This window comes from Paenibacillus stellifer, assembly GCF_000758685.1.
In the GTDB taxonomy this organism is placed as follows: domain Bacteria; phylum Bacillota; class Bacilli; order Paenibacillales; family Paenibacillaceae; genus Paenibacillus_AQ; species Paenibacillus_AQ stellifer.
Map to the genome: position 1 here is coordinate 3,270,348 of NZ_CP009286.1, position 15,322 is coordinate 3,285,669.

Annotated in this window: 13 protein-coding genes; 4 read left to right on the top strand and 9 right to left on the bottom strand. The window is 56.1% G+C overall.

Going from position 1 to position 15,322, the window contains the following annotated elements; all coding sequences use genetic code 11:
- Nucleotides 1-16: 16 nt before the first annotated feature.
- The 3 genes from PSTEL_RS15080 to PSTEL_RS15090 form a co-directional block, all read right to left on the bottom strand.
- Entirely contained in the window at nt 17-2,650 is a 2,634-nt protein-coding gene (locus PSTEL_RS15080; protein WP_038696506.1) for a transglycosylase domain-containing protein, read from the bottom strand.
- A gap of 227 nt (nt 2,651-2,877) precedes the next feature.
- Entirely contained in the window at nt 2,878-3,120 is a 243-nt protein-coding gene (gene hfq / locus PSTEL_RS15085) for an RNA chaperone Hfq (protein WP_038696509.1), read from the bottom strand.
- A 330-nt stretch (nt 3,121-3,450) separates the two neighbouring features.
- Nucleotides 3,451-3,699 carry a hypothetical protein gene (locus tag PSTEL_RS15090; protein ID WP_052098527.1) on the bottom strand — a complete coding sequence of 83 codons (249 nt, stop codon included), beginning with the start codon at nt 3,697-3,699 and terminating at the stop codon, nt 3,451-3,453.
- A 421-nt stretch (nt 3,700-4,120) separates the two neighbouring features.
- Here PSTEL_RS15090 and PSTEL_RS15095 point away from each other — a divergent pair, with 421 nt between their 5' ends.
- The 4 genes from PSTEL_RS15095 to PSTEL_RS28980 are packed head-to-tail and all read left to right on the top strand — an operon-like array spanning nt 4,121 to nt 5,814.
- Entirely contained in the window at nt 4,121-4,594 is a 474-nt protein-coding gene (locus PSTEL_RS15095; RefSeq protein WP_038696511.1) for a DUF2975 domain-containing protein, read from the top strand.
- A gap of 10 nt (nt 4,595-4,604) precedes the next feature.
- The gene (locus PSTEL_RS15100; protein WP_038696513.1) at nt 4,605-4,823 is read left to right on the top strand and encodes a helix-turn-helix domain-containing protein; all 219 of its coding nucleotides are present in this window, start codon (nt 4,605-4,607) and stop codon (nt 4,821-4,823) included.
- Between the two features lie 42 nt (nt 4,824-4,865).
- A complete protein-coding gene (locus tag PSTEL_RS15105) occupies nt 4,866-5,645 on the top strand; it encodes a DUF817 domain-containing protein (RefSeq protein WP_038696515.1) in 780 nt (259 codons plus the stop codon).
- A 28-nt stretch (nt 5,646-5,673) separates the two neighbouring features.
- Nucleotides 5,674-5,814 (top strand): DUF5808 domain-containing protein, encoded by a 141-nt coding sequence (locus PSTEL_RS28980; protein WP_425415215.1) that lies wholly within the window; start codon nt 5,674-5,676, stop codon nt 5,812-5,814.
- A 61-nt stretch (nt 5,815-5,875) separates the two neighbouring features.
- Here PSTEL_RS28980 and miaA read toward each other — a convergent pair whose 3' ends face one another.
- The 6 genes from miaA to PSTEL_RS15135 form a co-directional block, all read right to left on the bottom strand.
- Nucleotides 5,876-6,823: a tRNA (adenosine(37)-N6)-dimethylallyltransferase MiaA gene (gene miaA / locus PSTEL_RS15110; protein WP_038696517.1), complete on the bottom strand. Its 948-nt coding sequence runs from the start codon at nt 6,821-6,823 to the stop codon at nt 5,876-5,878.
- Complete coding sequence (locus PSTEL_RS15115; protein ID WP_038696519.1) at nt 6,807-7,592, bottom strand: class I SAM-dependent methyltransferase; 786 nt, start codon at nt 7,590-7,592, stop codon at nt 6,807-6,809. The genes miaA and PSTEL_RS15115 overlap by 17 nt, the downstream gene beginning before the upstream one ends.
- A gap of 39 nt (nt 7,593-7,631) precedes the next feature.
- The gene (gene mutL, locus PSTEL_RS15120) at nt 7,632-9,770 is read right to left on the bottom strand and encodes a DNA mismatch repair endonuclease MutL (RefSeq protein WP_038696521.1); all 2,139 of its coding nucleotides are present in this window, start codon (nt 9,768-9,770) and stop codon (nt 7,632-7,634) included.
- A 30-nt stretch (nt 9,771-9,800) separates the two neighbouring features.
- Nucleotides 9,801-12,743, bottom strand: a complete 2,943-nt coding sequence (gene mutS / locus PSTEL_RS15125) for a DNA mismatch repair protein MutS (protein ID WP_038696523.1) — start codon at nt 12,741-12,743, stop codon at nt 9,801-9,803.
- A gap of 177 nt (nt 12,744-12,920) precedes the next feature.
- Nucleotides 12,921-14,354: a putative amidoligase domain-containing protein gene (locus tag PSTEL_RS15130; protein ID WP_052098529.1), complete on the bottom strand. Its 1,434-nt coding sequence runs from the start codon at nt 14,352-14,354 to the stop codon at nt 12,921-12,923.
- Nucleotides 14,355-14,614: 260 nt separating this feature from the next.
- The gene (locus tag PSTEL_RS15135) at nt 14,615-15,172 is read right to left on the bottom strand and encodes an outer spore coat protein CotE (protein WP_038696525.1); all 558 of its coding nucleotides are present in this window, start codon (nt 15,170-15,172) and stop codon (nt 14,615-14,617) included.
- Nucleotides 15,173-15,322: the final 150 nt, after the last annotated feature.

Consider the following 15,322-nt stretch of genomic DNA (forward strand, 5'->3'; position numbering starts at 1 on the left):
TTTCTGCCTTCTGTCGTTACTGGGTCACAACGCCTGCATCGGCGCCGCCTGTTACATTCTGGGTGTCGGTTTCGGGGACGGCAGCCCCACCAGCCGCAGCCCCGTCAGCGGGACTGGCAGCTGGTGAAGGGGAAGGCGTGGTAGTAACCGGAAGCTCTCCACCGCCCTGATTACCATTGCCGTTACCATTCCCGTTTCCGTTGCCGTTGCCATTACCGTTACCATTCCCATTTCCGTTTCCATTGCCATCGACGTTCCCGCCGCCATTCCCGTTGCCGTTGTCTGTTCCGCCGCCGTTATCGCCGCCCGGCACAGTTTGCTCCGGACCTCCTCGTGCGCCTTGGTCAGGTGAAGGAGAAGGTTCAACGGAAGGAGATGGTGAAGGCGACGGAGACGGCTCCGCTCCTTCAATCAGGATGGTTGCCGTGTTGGACGGATCGCTCTCCGTCCCCGTGGCAGGATCATAGACCGTTACATAATACTCATAGGTCAGCCCCGCCATGGCGCCGATGTCTGCCGCATTTGGCGACAGTGTGCTGACGAGCTGGGTGAAGTCCGCCTCTGAAGTCTCCTTCCGGTATACGCGATATTCTTTACCCTCGCCCGTAACCGGATTCCAGGCCAGGTTAACGGTGCCGGTCGATGACTCATACGCAGCAGTCAGTCCGGTAACGGCCTGAACCTGCTCGGTAACCTGCTCAGACGGCTTCGGTATATCCAGATTATCCGGTTTCGGGAACGATTTCTCCGGATAGTTCTTCACGACCTCGCCCATAACTTTGCCCCAGAACGCCGCAGCCAGCGGACTGCTGTTCTTCAGCAAATGCTTACGGTCGGGATTGTCATAGCCCATCCAGACTGCTGCGGTAAGCTCCGGCGTATAGCCGACGAACCAGACATCGCGGTTGGAGCTCACGCCGCTGTATCCGCTTTGGGTCGTGCCAGTCTTGCCCGCAACCGGACGGTCGATCTTGGCCTTCTTGCCCGTACCGCTCTGCACGACCTCCTGCATCATTTCGGTCATCTGGTAAGCGGTACTCTCCTTCATGACCCGCTCGGCGGTCGTGTTGGCTTTGTAGGCCGTTTCACCCGTGCTGTCCGCAATCGACTTGATCGCATAAGCCTGCCGCTCCTCACCGCCTGTTGCAAAGGCCGTATAGGCTTGAGCCATCTCTAGCGTGTTTGTTCCCTTCTCCATGCCGCCAAGCGCAAGTGAAAGGTTGCGGTCATTATCGCCTACGCCGATTCCAAGCTTCTTGGCAAAATCATAGCCGGTTCCAACCCCGATCTGGCTCAGCAGCCATACAGCCGGAATATTCTCGGACTTCGTCAGCGCCTCGCTCATGCTGATCGTGTTCGAATACCCGTGAAGGTTGGTCGGACAGTAATCGCCGAAGCACTGCTTCGCGTTGCTGATCTGGGAGTCCATCGAGAACTTGCCGGACTCAATCGCTGGCGCATAGGACACGATCGGCTTGATCGATGATCCCGGCGAGCGGCGGCTGTCATTCACGCGGCTGAAGCCCTTCTTCTCATAATTGCGTCCGCCCATCAGCGCCACAATACCGCCGGTCTCCTGGTTAATGATAACCATGGAGCCTTGAACCGGCTCGTCATCAACGCTCTTCTCGAAATTGTCAGCGTCGGCAAAAGCGTTCTCGACCGTCGTCTGGGCATCCTTATCCATCGTGGTATAGATTTTGTAGCCGCCGATATTCAGATCGTCTTCAGTCAGGCCATACTTGTTCTCGGCTTCGTCAATGACGTAGTCGATGAACGCCTGATACTTCTGCTTCGTGGCCGGCGGCTTATAGTTATAATTAATCACCTTCGCCTGATTCATTTCTTCCTGCGTAATGTAGCCCTGCTCATTCATCAGCTGGAGCACAACTCCGCGCCGCTCTTTGGACAGCTCGGGATTGCGCAGCGGATTATAGCGGGAAGGTCCCTTCGGCATGGCCGCAAGCGTGGCGATCTGCCATAGCTTCAGCTCATTCAGGTTGCTGACTCCGAAATAATGCTCGGAAGCCGCCTTGATTCCATAGACCGTGCCTCCGAAGTTGATCCGGTTCAAATACAGCGTAATGATTTCATCCTTCGATTTGTGACGCTCCAGCGCCATCGCGATCGACATCTCCGTCGCTTTGCGGAAGAAGGTTTTGTCCCGGGTCAAGAAGATGTTCTTGGCCAGCTGCTGGGTAATGGTACTGCCGCCTTCCACCATGCTCCGGGCAATAACATCTTTGACCGCCGCACGGCCGATTGACCACAGATCGACCCCCTGATGCTCGTAGAAACGTTTATCCTCGGTTGCTACGAACGCATCCTTGATGATCTGGGGAATCTTATCGCTCTCGACCGGATCGCTCTTCTCAAGAGCCAGCTCGGCGATTTGATTCGCATTCCGGTCATAAATCTTCGTAGTCGGATTGACCGTCAGTTTGCCTTCATTCTCGGTCAGCAGCTTCTCTCCGTTAATGGTAATGAACAAATAGCCGCCTAGTGCACAAAAAATGGCCAATGCCATGGTGAAAAACAGCGTCCACAGCACACGCTTTCGGGTCAGCTTTCTCTTCTTCTTCGGTTTTGGCGGTTGCCCCCCTCCGGATTTCCGGTGACGGTTCGACCGCAAAATTTCGTCGTTCGACATGCTGCCTCCTGACTCCCCAATCGGCCTTGCCCCTAAGCAAAGCCTTTCTTTTTATCTTGTACCTTTGAGTCGAGCGGGGACCCCTTTTTTTAGTATGGGCGAAATTTCATTTCAATGAAAAGAACAACCTTGTTCAGGTTGCTCTCTACGCCCTTCTATTCAAACGTTACTCAAGCAAAAAGGTTTCGCTATCCGGAACACCGAGGCGATTTGCCCTTCAAAATCAATTATTCTTCACCCGTACCGCTGTCTTGCATTAAAGATACGCTGCGCTGCGGCGTAAAGGTCGAGATCGCATGCTTGTACACCATCTGCTGACGGCCGTCGCTGTCGATCACGATTGTGAAATTGTCAAAAGCTTTAATGATCCCGCGGATCTGAAACCCGTTGGTTAAATATACGGTTGCAGGGATATTTTCTTTGCGAAGTTGGTTCAAGAACGTATCTTGGATGTTAATGGACTTGTTCATATGCCGTACCCCCAATGGTTCAAATAGATTGTTCAGAAGTATATTCAAGACCTGTGAGAAACTTTCCTGCTATTATATCACGTATTCTACAACAAGGAAAACACGCGTTAAGAGCATCTGATCGGAGACAAGTTTCATCGGTCATGGATATAATTATGCTCAAAATGCAAATACAAAATAAATATGAAAAATGAACTCGACCACCCTCTCGCAGCTCAGATTAACAGGCCTGAGTTGTCGGTCTAATGCCAATACTACCCCTTTTGCCTGCCGGTCGTCAAACGGTTCATACAAATGGAGCGCAAGTTCGTCATCGTGCCGGTTCTCCCGTTATTTTCGTTTCCACGTCGGTTGGGGATCTTCACGTTCCCATCCCTCCAGGATGACGGCGGTTTCCGGGGGATCTCCGGGCCGCCAAGCAATATAATGCCCGTCAGCCAGTTCCTGAAGCGCAGCTCTAATCTGTTCGGGCCTGCGGCTGGATTTGCGCTTGAGCTGCCTCATTGGCGGTACTGCACCAAAATGCTGGCGGTGATAATACATAATACGCAGGATCTTGCGGGCATTATCCGACAGCATGTCTCTTGGTTACCGAACGCCAGGTGAGAATACTCACTGCCAGGAAGACGCGGGATTCGCCTGTGGCCAGACAAGTTGCCCGGATGCGGCCGCCTTGCACTCGCTTGACCTCTATTATACGCTGAGTGATTTTTCCTGCTTGATCTAAATACACCATTTCCACAGTCTGGCCTGTGTGCATATGCATAGTACCCCACCCCAAACTAGAACATTTGTTTGTATTATATGCGAACTTACGTGCTTTATTCAATGTATAATAATCCCTCACGGCATAAAATGTATTCAGATTCATAACAATGTTTTACTTCTGATGTTCAAGAAATATAAATAAAAATATAATATAAAACAGTATTTTTTTATTGTTTTTCGATAAATCACATGCTAAAATCATAATCAACTTTAACAAGTGAGGAGCATTTGTATGAAACGAGAAACACTTTTTCTGAAGATTGCTGTGTTTCTTATGGGAGTTCCAATTCTTGCTTTATGTGTATTAGGGATACCTTCCATAGTTAAAGAAACTGCAGAACGCTATCCGGGATATTGGCTATACCCCCTATTAATCATCTTGTATGGATCGGCGATACCGTTCTTTGCAGCATTGATTCAGGCTTTTAAACTTTTAAGCTATATTGACAAGAACAATGCTTTCTCCGAGTTATCCGTAAGGGCTTTGAAAATTATTAAATACTGTGCATTTATAATCAGTATCTTGTTTACGGCAAGCCTGCCGTTTTTATATTTCATAGCGGATGAAGACGACGCTCCTGGTCTAATCGTAATCGGATTGGTCATTATTTTTGCTTCCATTGTGGTTGCGGTGTTTGCCGCCGTTCTTCAAAAGCTGTTAAACAATGCCATCGACATCAAATCTGAAAATGATTTAACGGTCTGAGGTGAAGACAATGGCGATTATCATTAATATTGACGTGATGCTGGCGAAGCGGAAAATGAGCGTTACCGAGCTTTCGGAGAAGGTTGGAATTACGATGGCTAATCTTTCTATCCTGAAAAATGGCAAAGCCAAAGCGATCCGTTTATCCACCTTAGAGGCGATATGCAAGGCTCTGGAATGCCAGCCTGGAGATCTTTTGGAGTACCGAAGCGATGAAGAGACTCTTTAAGCAGAGGCTGAGCATTTACAGAAGCGCCTTAGGGAGCGTAAAATGAGGGCACTAATACAGTTGGTTCGTTTTGGCCGTGAGCAGGCCTTGTCCTGTTTGTTTCCGGTTGTTATTTTCGCCTCTTTGGCAATTACAAAAATCCTGCCGCTTCCCTTCCTGCCACGGTATGACTGGCTGCTAATCATTTGCCTGCTGATGCAGTGGCTGATGGTGTATTCCGGGCTTGAGACAAGAGATGAGCTTAAGGTGATCACTTTGTTCCATCTAATCGGACTTGCGCTTGAGCTGTTCAAAGTACATATGGGCTCCTGGTCTTATCCGGAGGAGGGGTATTTTAAAATTGGCGGAGTACCATTGTACAGCGGATTCATGTACGCAAGTGTGGCAAGCTATCTGTGCCAGGCATGGAGGAGGTTTGAGGTTGAACTGGTCAAGTGGCCGCGGTTCTGGGTCGTTGTAGTTCTTGCAGCTGCGATCTATTTGAATTTTTTCACCCATCATTACTGGATTGATGTCCGCTGGTGGTTGTCAGGGCTTGTACTGATCCTGTTCTGGCAATCATGGGTTACATACAAGGTGGGCGGAACCCGTTACCGTATGCCGCTTGCGCTTTCTTTTGGACTTATTGGATTTTTTATATGGATCGCCGAAAATATCGCAACATTCTTTGGAGCCTGGCAATACCCGAATCAGAGAGAAGCCTGGAGTCTCGTTCATCTGGGAAAGGTGAGCTCCTGGCTGTTATTAGTGATTGTCAGTTTCCTTATAGTAGCGACGTTAAAGCAGGTTAAGGGAAAAATTCCGCCAGAATCGAAATCCTAATCTTCTCTAAAAAGGCTGGGTTGATGTCATGACATTTAAAAAAGTAAAATTGTTAGTTCCAAAAGACTCCGGAATCGGATGGACCCTTAATTTACGCCATCCTTTCACTTGGCTCGTTCTCGCTGCTCTGTTTGTAATCGCGGTGATGCGTTCCTTTTTTATCAAGTAATCGTGGAGAAAATGAAGCGCCCCGCTGACCTATCAAGGTTAGTGGGGCGTATTTATAAGGGTTATCCCATTGAAGCTGCTATTATGTCCCGGATCTTGGCAAAATTCACGGAAAAGTCTGTCCCGCCGCCAACGTCGATCCAGTGTATGTCCTTCATGTGGCGGAACCAGGAGAGCTGCCGCTTGGCAAAGCGCCGGGTATCTCTCTTTAGCAGTGTAACCGCCTCTTCGCAGGTCATTTCGCCCTCGAGATAAGCGGCGATCTCCTTGTAGCCCAGTCCCTGCATGGATACGAGATTTCGGCTGCATCCGCGTTCCATTAGAGCTTTCACCTCGTCAACAAGCCCATCCGCCAACATTTCATCGATCCGTTCTTCAATACGCTGATACAGCATTTGACGGTCCATTGTCAGACCGATCAGACAGAGGTCGTAAGGCGACTCCGGCTTGACGGCTGCAGGAGACTGGGAGAGCGGAGTATTCGTCTGCCGGAAAATCTCAAGCGCCCGGATAATCCGCCGGCGATCGTTCGGATGAAGCCTTTCAGCGCTTTCCGGATCAACCTCGGCCAGCCTTGCGTGCAGCGCAAACGCCCCATGCTCCTCGGCGAACCGGTCCATTTCGCTGCGGAACGCCTCGTCCGCCACCGCCTCCGAGAAGCGGAAGCCGTAGCATAGCGATTCGATGTACAGCCCCGTCCCTCCAACGATGAACGGCAGCCTGCCTCTTGCGCTGATTTCACCGATCAGCCTGCGCCCCTCGGCCTGAAATTCGGCGACTGAATACGGCTCAGTCGGGTCCAGAACATCAATCAGATGATGAGGAATCCCTTCCATCTCCTCCGGCTTGATTTTGGCCGTGCCGATATCCATCCCGCGGTACACCTGCATGGAATCACCGGAGATGATTTCGGCATGGAGTGCGGAGGCGAGGCTGAGGCTGAGCCGCGTCTTGCCGACTGCGGTCGGACCCAGCAGCACAAGCAGCTTCGGTTTAGCTTCGGTTGTCAATGGCGATCACCCCGTACGATGTTTTATTGCCCTGCCGAAGCTGCTCTTGGAAGCCAAGACGGCTGAATTCGCCGCTGCCACGCTTCTCCTTCAGCACGACGGACTTGCGGGCGACCCGCAGCGCCTCGGCCACACTGCCTTCCGAAAGCGCTGAGCTGTCAGCGAAAGAACGCAGCGGCGAGATCGCGGCGGAATCATGCAGCGGCTCCCGGAACATCGGGTCAAAATAGACGATGTCGACGCTCCGGTCAGGGAGGCTGTGCAAATAGTCCAAATGACCGCTGTTCACGACCTCAATCCGCCTTAGAGCGGAATCGACCTCGGGCAGGCCGGAATCATAGCTGGCCATGCCTTCGCTCAGCAGCGCATACAAAGGGAGCGAGCTTTCAAGCGCTGTGACGCTTGTCTCCTCGCCACCGGAGACCGCAAGCACCAGCGAGTCCGCGCCGAGCCCGGCCGTACAGTCCAGCACGCTGTCTCCCGGAACCATCCCGGCTGCGGCTGCCAGCGGATCTGTCTCTCCTTTTAATACCCGCTTGGCGCGGACAAAACCCATGCTGGGATGGAACTGAAGCGGAGCCGCGCCGCTGCGCAGCAGCCTGACTCCCTGGTGAAGGACGATGAGCAGGTCATCGTCCCGGTACTCCGCAAGAAGCTTCGCAACAGAAGCGTTGCCGCGCGGGGCGTATGAGACGCCAAGACGCCCGGCTAATGCACGGGCGCGCTCGGCAACCTCCGGTTTCGGGCGTTCGCCCGTCGATATAATCATGGTACCTCCGTAATCAAGCAAAACGCCTGTTGTAATATGCTACATGACCCTCTTAAACAGCTTCTCCAGATCGTAGGGCGAGAATGAAATGAGAATCGGACGGCCGTGCGGGCAGGTGTAGGGCTGACGGCAGGCAGCGAGCCGGTCCAGCAGGCTCATCGCCTCCTGCTCGGTCTGCTTCTGGTTGGCCTTGATCGAGGCTTTGCAGGAACAGAGAATCGAAGATTTCTCGCGCAGCTTCGCCAGATCGATGTTCTTCTCGCTAAGCACCCATTCCGCCATATCTTCGACGATCTCCTTCTCCTCTCCTCTAGGGAACCAGTATGGAAGAGAACGCACCAGAAACGTCTGGCCGCCGAAATGCTCCAGATATACGCCAGCCTGCTGGAACCAATTCAGGCGCTCGCTGAGCTTCTGACTCTCCGAGGGCGTGAATTCCAGCGTAATCGGCAGCAGCAGCTCCTGCGAAGCCTCCGCGGGACGCCCGAATTTCTCATAGTAATATTCGTAGTTAACCCGTTCATGAGCGGCATGCTGGTCGATCAAATACAGCCCGTCATCATTCTGGGCAATGATATATGTTCCATGATGCTGGCCGATATAGCTCAGCTCCGGGAAAGGCGGCAGCGTGGACGGGCTCTCAGGCGCTGGCGCATACAGCTCGCGTCCCGCCTGGGGCGGCAGGGCGTTCCGTCCTGCGGCGGCGGGACCCGAAGCCCGGTAACCCGCGCCGAATGCCGATGCATCGCGCACCCTGGACGCGGAATTGCCTCCGGAGGAGCTGTATGGCGCTCCGGAGCTTCCGCCCTCCCGCGTCTGGAAGGCGGCGGTTCCTGATGAGGCCGCCGCGCTTTCAAGCAAACCGGATGGCCCACCGGCAGCGGGAGAACCAGCCGCCTGTCTGCCCGGCGCAGAGCCAAAGGAGGCGCCGGAAGGCGAACCGTTAACGCCAAGGTTACCCGGCAGTTCCTGATGAGACCCGCCCAGATATCCGGCTGCCGGACCGGCCGGGTCGCCCTGTGCGCCTTGAGGTCCGAACAATCTTCCCTCTCCATTTGCGCCCTTGTTCACAGCATCCTGCGCCGTCTCAGCCGTCTGCGATGCCGGTTTGGTGAACGAGAACTGCTCCTGAATAAAGGACGTGCTGCCCTTCGGCCCGATCGTTTCTCTTCCAGGCCGGGGAATGAGATTCTCTCCCAGCAGCACCTTCCGGAGCTCCTGCTCCACGAACTGATACAGCTCGTTCTCCTTGCTGAACCGCACCTCCAGCTTGGCGGGATGCACATTGACATCCACCAGGGAAGGATGCATATCCAGCTTGAGCACAAGCAGCGGATACCGGTTGATTGGCAGCAGGGTATGGTAAGCCCTCATAATGGCCGCATTCAGCCCTCCGCTGCGGATATAGCGCCCGCCGACGATTGTTGTAATCGCATTGCGGTTGGCCCGCGTCCATTCCGGGCGGCTGATATAGCCGGAAATCCGGTAGTCGGGGTCCTCCGCCTCAACGGGAAGCATCGCTTTGGCTGCCGATGTGCCGTATACGGCCGCGATCACCTGCAGCAGATCGCCTCCGCCCAGCGTTTGCAGCAGCTGGTTGCCGTTATGGCGCAGCGTGAATGAAATCTGCGGATGGGCAAGAGCCATCCGGTACATCGCGTCCGAGATATGCCCAAGCTCCGTCTGGATGCTCTTCATATACTTTAGTCTTGCAGGCGTATTATAAAACAGCTCCCGTACTGTCATCTCCGTACCTCTGCCGGAGGGCGCTGGCTCGTTCACCATCAGCTTGCCGCCTTCGATCTCAAGCAGCTTCCCTTTGCCATCATCCGAGCTTGCCGTAAGCAGCGACACCTTCGCCACGGCAGCGATACTGGGCAGCGCCTCACCGCGGAAGCCGAGGCTCGTAATCTGGAACAAGTCCCGGCCGCTCTCGATTTTGCTGGTGGCATGGCGGTAGAAGGCGGTCTCGCAGTCCTCCGGCTCGATACCGAAGCCGTTGTCCTTGACCTTGATGCTCTGCAGCCCGCCCTCCTCGATGGACACCTCAATGCGGGTGCTTCCCGCATCGATGGCGTTCTCCACCAATTCCTTCACCACCGAAGCCGGCCGTTCCACCACCTCGCCGGCTGCAATCTGGTTGGCAATATGCTCGTCCAGCACATGGATTCTCGCCATTTCCGGACCGCCTCTCTTCCTCTCAAATCTTTATTTTGCGCGAATTTTCATTTTCAAATCGTTCAGCAGCTGCATCGCCTGCAGCGGGGTCATGTTCATCAGGTCCGCCGCACCGACGGCGGCCATTACATCATCCGCGACCGAATGTTCCCGCTGTCCGGCTCCCTTGCGGCCGCGCCGCGGCTCCTCGTCCCCGAAGATCGAGAGCTGGACCACCTCGCTGCCGAAATCGGAACCGGAAGCAGAGGATGAAGAGAAATGATCTTCTTCCAGAGCCGCTGCCTCCTGCCGCTGATAATCCGTCTCCCCGGAAGGATTCACGGCCTTTGGCGCGCCCTCAGCCGCCAGCGCGCCCGGATTAACAATCCGTCCAGCGCCAGCACCAGCGCCAACCGGCTCCGCTGAAGGGGAGGAAGCAGGCGATCCTGCGTCGCGCCTCGTAGCGATTCCCGCAGCTGCTTCCCGAATCGCAGCTTCCGTGATTGCAGCTTTCCGGGTCGAAGCTTCTGTGTTCGCAGCTTCCCGAATTGTTGTTATACCGGCTCCATTTTCAGCGCCTTCACGAATTCCGCCAGCAGGTGAGGTCATCTGCTCCATATTTTGAAGCAGGCCATATGCCCGGTCGATGATGCTGCCCGGCAGACCGGCAAGCCGTGCGCAGTAAATGCCGTAGCTGCTGTCTGCCGGACCCGGAATCAGCTTCCGCAGGAATTGGACTTTGTCCCCGCTCTCCTGGACGGCCATGGAGTAGTTCCGCAGCCCCTCCAGCATTTCTTCCATATGGGCAAGCTCGTGGAAATGCGTCGACACCAAAGCCTTGCAGCCAATAACATCATGCACATATTCAATGACCGCCTGGGCGATCGCCATGCCCTCGCCCGTCGATGTACCCCGGCCCAGCTCGTCGATAATAATAAGGCTGCGCGGCGTCGCCTGCTCCGTCATCAGCTGGATGTCGGCCATTTCGACCATGAACGTGCTCTGGCCGCCGATCAGATCATCCGCGGCTCCGATCCGCGTGAACACCCGGTCGATCACCGGAATCTCCGCCTTGTCTGCCGGCACGAAGCAGCCGATTTGCGCCAGGATGCAGATGAGAGCCACCTGGCGCATATAGGTGCTTTTGCCCGCCATATTCGGACCGGTAATAAGCAGAATCCGTCCGTTCTGCTTCGACAGGCTGCTGTCGTTCGCAATGAACGAGGCATCTTTGAGAACCGCCTCAACGACCGGATGGCGTCCGCCCTCGACATGCAGATCATAGCCGTCGGTCAACGTCGGCTTGACGAACCGGTGCTCCGCGCTGACGGCGGCGAGACCCTGGTACACATCGATTTCCGCGACATTCTCCGCGAGCCTCTGCAGCCGTGGAATCTGCGCGCACAGCCGGTCTCTCAGCTCGCTGAACAGCGTATACTCCAAATCCGTCATTTTATCCTGGGCTTCCAGAATCAGTGCTTCCTTCTCCTTCAGCTCCGGCGTGACGAACCGTTCCGCGTTCGCCAGCGTCTGCTTGCGCTCATACCGTCCTTCCGGAAGCGATGACAGATTGCTGCGCGTTACTTCAATATAATAGCCGAACACCTTGTTGAAGCCGATCTTCAGCGACTTGATGCCGGTTGCCTGGCGCTCCTTCGCTTCCAGCTCGGCGATCCAGCGTTTGCCGCTGCTGCCGGCCTCCCTAAGCTCGTCAAGCCGTTCATGATAGCCCGGCCGGATCATGCCGCCGTCACGGATGGACACCGGCGGGTCGTCGATGATCGCTTTCTCGATGATCTCCCGCAGGTCGGCACACTCGTCTATGGCTTCCCCGAGCTCCCTCAATGTGGATGAAGCGGAGGAGAGACACAGCTCTTTAAGGGATGGAATTTGCGCCAGGGACAGCTTCAGCGCATTCAGGTCGCGGCCGTTCGCGCTGCCGTAGGCTACCCGGCCCGTCAGCCGTTCCAGATCATAGATTTCTTTCAGAGCCAGCCGCAGTTCCTCACGCAGAATAAACTGATTGTACAGATGTTCCACGGCCTCAAGGCGCCGTTCGATCTGGTGGCGCTGCAGCAGCGGTTTGTCGATCCGCCGCCGGAGCAGCCTCGCGCCCATCGAAGTCTCGGTACGATCGAGCAGCCAGAGCAGCGAGCCTTTCTTGGAGCGCTCCCGGACTGTCTCGGTCAGCTCCAGATTCCGCCGTGTGAAGGGATCGAGAATCATGAAATTGCCCGGTTCATAGGAGGAAATGTGGCTGAGCTGCCCCAGCGAACGCCGCTGGGTCTCATTCAGATAGGAGATCAGGATCGAGAGGCACTGTGCGCGTTCCCGTTCCAGCCGCGCCCAGACGGCCTCGCCGAACTGTCCGCGAGCTTTCTCCTCATCCTTCTTCTCCCATGGCGTATAGACGATCGGCTTACCGCCGGGAAGCGAATCACTCCGCAGTCTCTCCAGCAGCTCGCCGTCTCCGAGAATTTCGGCAGGCTCGTAAATGCCGATTTCACCGCGCAATCCCTCTTCGCTAGCAGGCGAAGAAGTGACATAGAGCTCGCCGGTCGTCAAATCGCAGGCGGCCAGCGCCGCCATCCCGTCCAGTTCAGTGACACAGACGAGATAATTGTTGTTCTTGTCGGCCAGCGTCCGGCCTTCCATGACCGTTCCAGGGGTCACGACCCGGACGATATCCCGCCGGACCATGCCTTTGGTCGTCGCCGGATCGTCGAGCTGTTCGCAGATGGCGACCTTGTAGCCCTTCTCGATCAGACGCTGAATATAGCCTTCGGCCGAATGATATGGAACGCCACACATCGGAATGCGCTCGTCGCCTCCTCCTTCGCGGCCGGTCAATGTAATTTCGAGCTCCTTGGAAGCCAGCAGGGCGTCCTCAAAGAACATTTCATAGAAATCGCCCAGCCTGAAAAAAAGGAAGGCATCCTTTGCCCCTTCCTTTACCTTCAAATACTGTTCGATCATCGGTGTATATTTTGCCATCGGGTACCTCCAGGCCATAACATGCTTATCTGTTCATTATAGCAGAAGTTGAAGATCAGGTGGAATCCGAAAGCGAAACAAATGTTCTTCTTGTACATGCCACAACAAAGCGGACCCGTCCATGGGCGGGTCCGCATAATGACTTATTACACCAGCAAATCCAGCGCTAAATAATCTTTAGCGCGACGGGATGGATATGCTCGCAGGGCGCCGGCCAAGGGCCTTCACCCGGTCGAATTCCTGACGCCACAGCTCCCGGATATTCCGGGACTCATCCCACCGCCGCCCCTCCTCGATCATCCGGAGCAGCGGCTCCGCATCTCCGCGGAGCGCGGCGTATTCCGGCAGCGCCCGCAGCTGCCGGAGAAGAGGCCCTGCCGCCGCGCGCAGCGTCTCCCTGCCGCCGCCGTAATAGGCGGCGTGCACCGGCTCGCGGTCCAGCGGCCGCAGCGGCAGGGCCTCGTAGCGGCTCACTATCAGGTGAGCCAGCGCGATCACTCCCCGGGCGATCTCCGGGGAGACCAGGAAGCTCGGCAGGGTCCGGTACTCGAAGCCGCCATGCGGCTGGAGCCGGAAATCGCCGAGCGTCCCGTACCGGGGACGGCGGCCGGAGGCGCGCTCGTCCTCCAGCAGTGCAACCGGCAGCGCGAGATAGTTGTCGAGCGCGCGCAGCAGCGGCGCCGTCAGCACGACGCCGCTGAAGTGCAAATGCCCGCCGAGGGCCCAGCCCCTCAGCGGCATCCCCCCGGCCCGCCAGCCGATGCCGGGGCCGGGAATGAGCCGGTCCGCGAGCATCGCCGCGGACCGCAGCTGCGCCATCAGCGCGCGCGGCGCCGCGCGCGGGCCGGGGCGCAGCTCTGCGACCGGGAACACGCCGCGCGTTCCCGGGGGACCGGCGTCGCAGCCTGCCGCGCCGCCGAGGGGCAAGTGCCGCGACGCAGGCACGACGCGGCCGGTGTCCTCCCGGAGCAGGAGGAACTCCGGGTCCATGCCCAGCTGCAGATCCGGCCGCCGCGGCCCCTCCCCTGCCAGCGCCAGGCGAAGGGCCTCCTCCGCCTGGCGGTAGGGCTCGGGCAGCGAGCGGCCGTCCTGCGGGGCCAGCGGAGAGATGCCTGACACGATATAGCGGCCCTCTCCTCCGGCCGTAATGAAGACCTCTCCGCTGTCCAGTCCGAGGCCGTACAAGGCTTTGACGGCGAGGCTGCCGAGCCGCTTGTATAAGCCGCCCCGTTCTCCAGATATGTTCGGAAGATCTTCCTCTGTATCAGAACCAGAGCCGGGATGGCCGCCAGGCGTAAGCGAAGGACGCACCCACACCGACTGAAAGGGCATGCGTTCCATTCCTGTACCAAGCGGCGCCGTTCCGAGATGATGCAGATTGAAGACCGCAGTTCTATACCGCTGGCGATAAGTATCCTCCTTGTGGGATTCCTTCATCCGGTTCTGCTGCATAAGATTTTCACCGGACCCTAACTCATCCGGCATCCTGCGTTTACCCTTCGACAGCGAACCGGCTCCCGAGACGAACTCGGCATGAATCCCCGCCCTTCCCAGCCGCCGCTCACGGCCCCTTGGCGTCAGCGAGAGGTATACCTCCATTCCTTCGTTCATCCCGTCACCCCCTGCGAACAAATAATGAAAGACAATAATGAAAGAAGTCTCCGGTAAATTGAGGCCGTCCTCTTCTCCTGTGGACTGCTGCCGTGAAGCGACAGCGTCCAGTCTGAAAAAAAATTCAAAAAAAGGAGGGCATCCGCCCTCTACGTCCCCGCTCCCGGTACATATGATACTGTATATTCCGTTTCCGCTCCCGCCGGCACGGATATACGCGTACCGGGCAGCGGGAGACGCCGGCGGGCGTCTGAGCCGTCTTACAGCTCATCGTCCAGCGCGTCGGGGTCCAGATCCTCGTAGTCGAAGCCTTCGGACTCGTAGTCGTAGTCCTTGTCTTCCGGGTCGCTCTCCGCATCGCTGACGTATACACGGAGCTTCGTCTCCGCAACCAGCTCAGCTTCGAATTCCCGTTCGACCCGGATGGTGACACTGCCGCCGCCCGAGGTTACACCCGCTTCCACACAGTTCGGTTCCTGCGTTGCCTCCGCAGACACCTCGACGGTGGAAGCCCGGTGTTTCGGATCGAGATAAGAGAGCGGAATCGGCTCCACATAGGAGACCGTCTCCTTCGCTACCTCGGTCTGTTTGTTCTTGTCGTACGAATACCAGATGTTGATATCGTAAGTACCGATCACCTCAATTCCGTTTCCGGCGGCAACCGCTTCGTACTGGTGGTTGATGATCCAAGCCCCCAAAATACTCGTCGGATGATGTGGCGGAGTTACGGTATGGGTTACGGTGGAGAACTTACGACCCTTGCCGCAGATCGCTTTCGTAATGATCTCCCTTGTTTGGCGTTTATGGCCTAATGACATCTTTGAACCTCCTCCATACAATCATTCACTATGAAGTGTATGCAGGGCATTGGCCCAGAGTGACAACTATTTTTGGATAAGTTCGAGAAGTCTCCGAAACCCTTGCTGTTCAAGCAAAAAAACGGCTGCACCATGTCCGCCGGGGCAGAA

Coding starts and splice junctions, on each gene's coding strand:
- PSTEL_RS15080 (WP_038696506.1), bottom strand. CDS start 2,650: ATGTCGAACGACGAAATTTTGCGGTCGAACCGTCACCGGAAATCCGGA.
- hfq (WP_038696509.1), bottom strand. CDS start 3,120: ATGAACAAGTCCATTAACATCCAAGATACGTTCTTGAACCAACTTCGC.
- PSTEL_RS15090 (WP_052098527.1), bottom strand. CDS start 3,699: ATGCTGTCGGATAATGCCCGCAAGATCCTGCGTATTATGTATTATCAC.
- PSTEL_RS15095 (WP_038696511.1), top strand. CDS start 4,121: ATGAAACGAGAAACACTTTTTCTGAAGATTGCTGTGTTTCTTATGGGA.
- PSTEL_RS15100 (WP_038696513.1), top strand. CDS start 4,605: ATGGCGATTATCATTAATATTGACGTGATGCTGGCGAAGCGGAAAATG.
- PSTEL_RS15105 (WP_038696515.1), top strand. CDS start 4,866: ATGAGGGCACTAATACAGTTGGTTCGTTTTGGCCGTGAGCAGGCCTTG.
- PSTEL_RS28980 (WP_425415215.1), top strand. CDS start 5,674: ATGACATTTAAAAAAGTAAAATTGTTAGTTCCAAAAGACTCCGGAATC.
- PSTEL_RS15115 (WP_038696519.1), bottom strand. CDS start 7,592: ATGATTATATCGACGGGCGAACGCCCGAAACCGGAGGTTGCCGAGCGC.
- mutL (WP_038696521.1), bottom strand. CDS start 9,770: ATGGCGAGAATCCATGTGCTGGACGAGCATATTGCCAACCAGATTGCA.
- mutS (WP_038696523.1), bottom strand. CDS start 12,743: ATGGCAAAATATACACCGATGATCGAACAGTATTTGAAGGTAAAGGAA.
- PSTEL_RS15130 (WP_052098529.1), bottom strand. CDS start 14,354: ATGAACGAAGGAATGGAGGTATACCTCTCGCTGACGCCAAGGGGCCGT.
- PSTEL_RS15135 (WP_038696525.1), bottom strand. CDS start 15,172: ATGTCATTAGGCCATAAACGCCAAACAAGGGAGATCATTACGAAAGCG.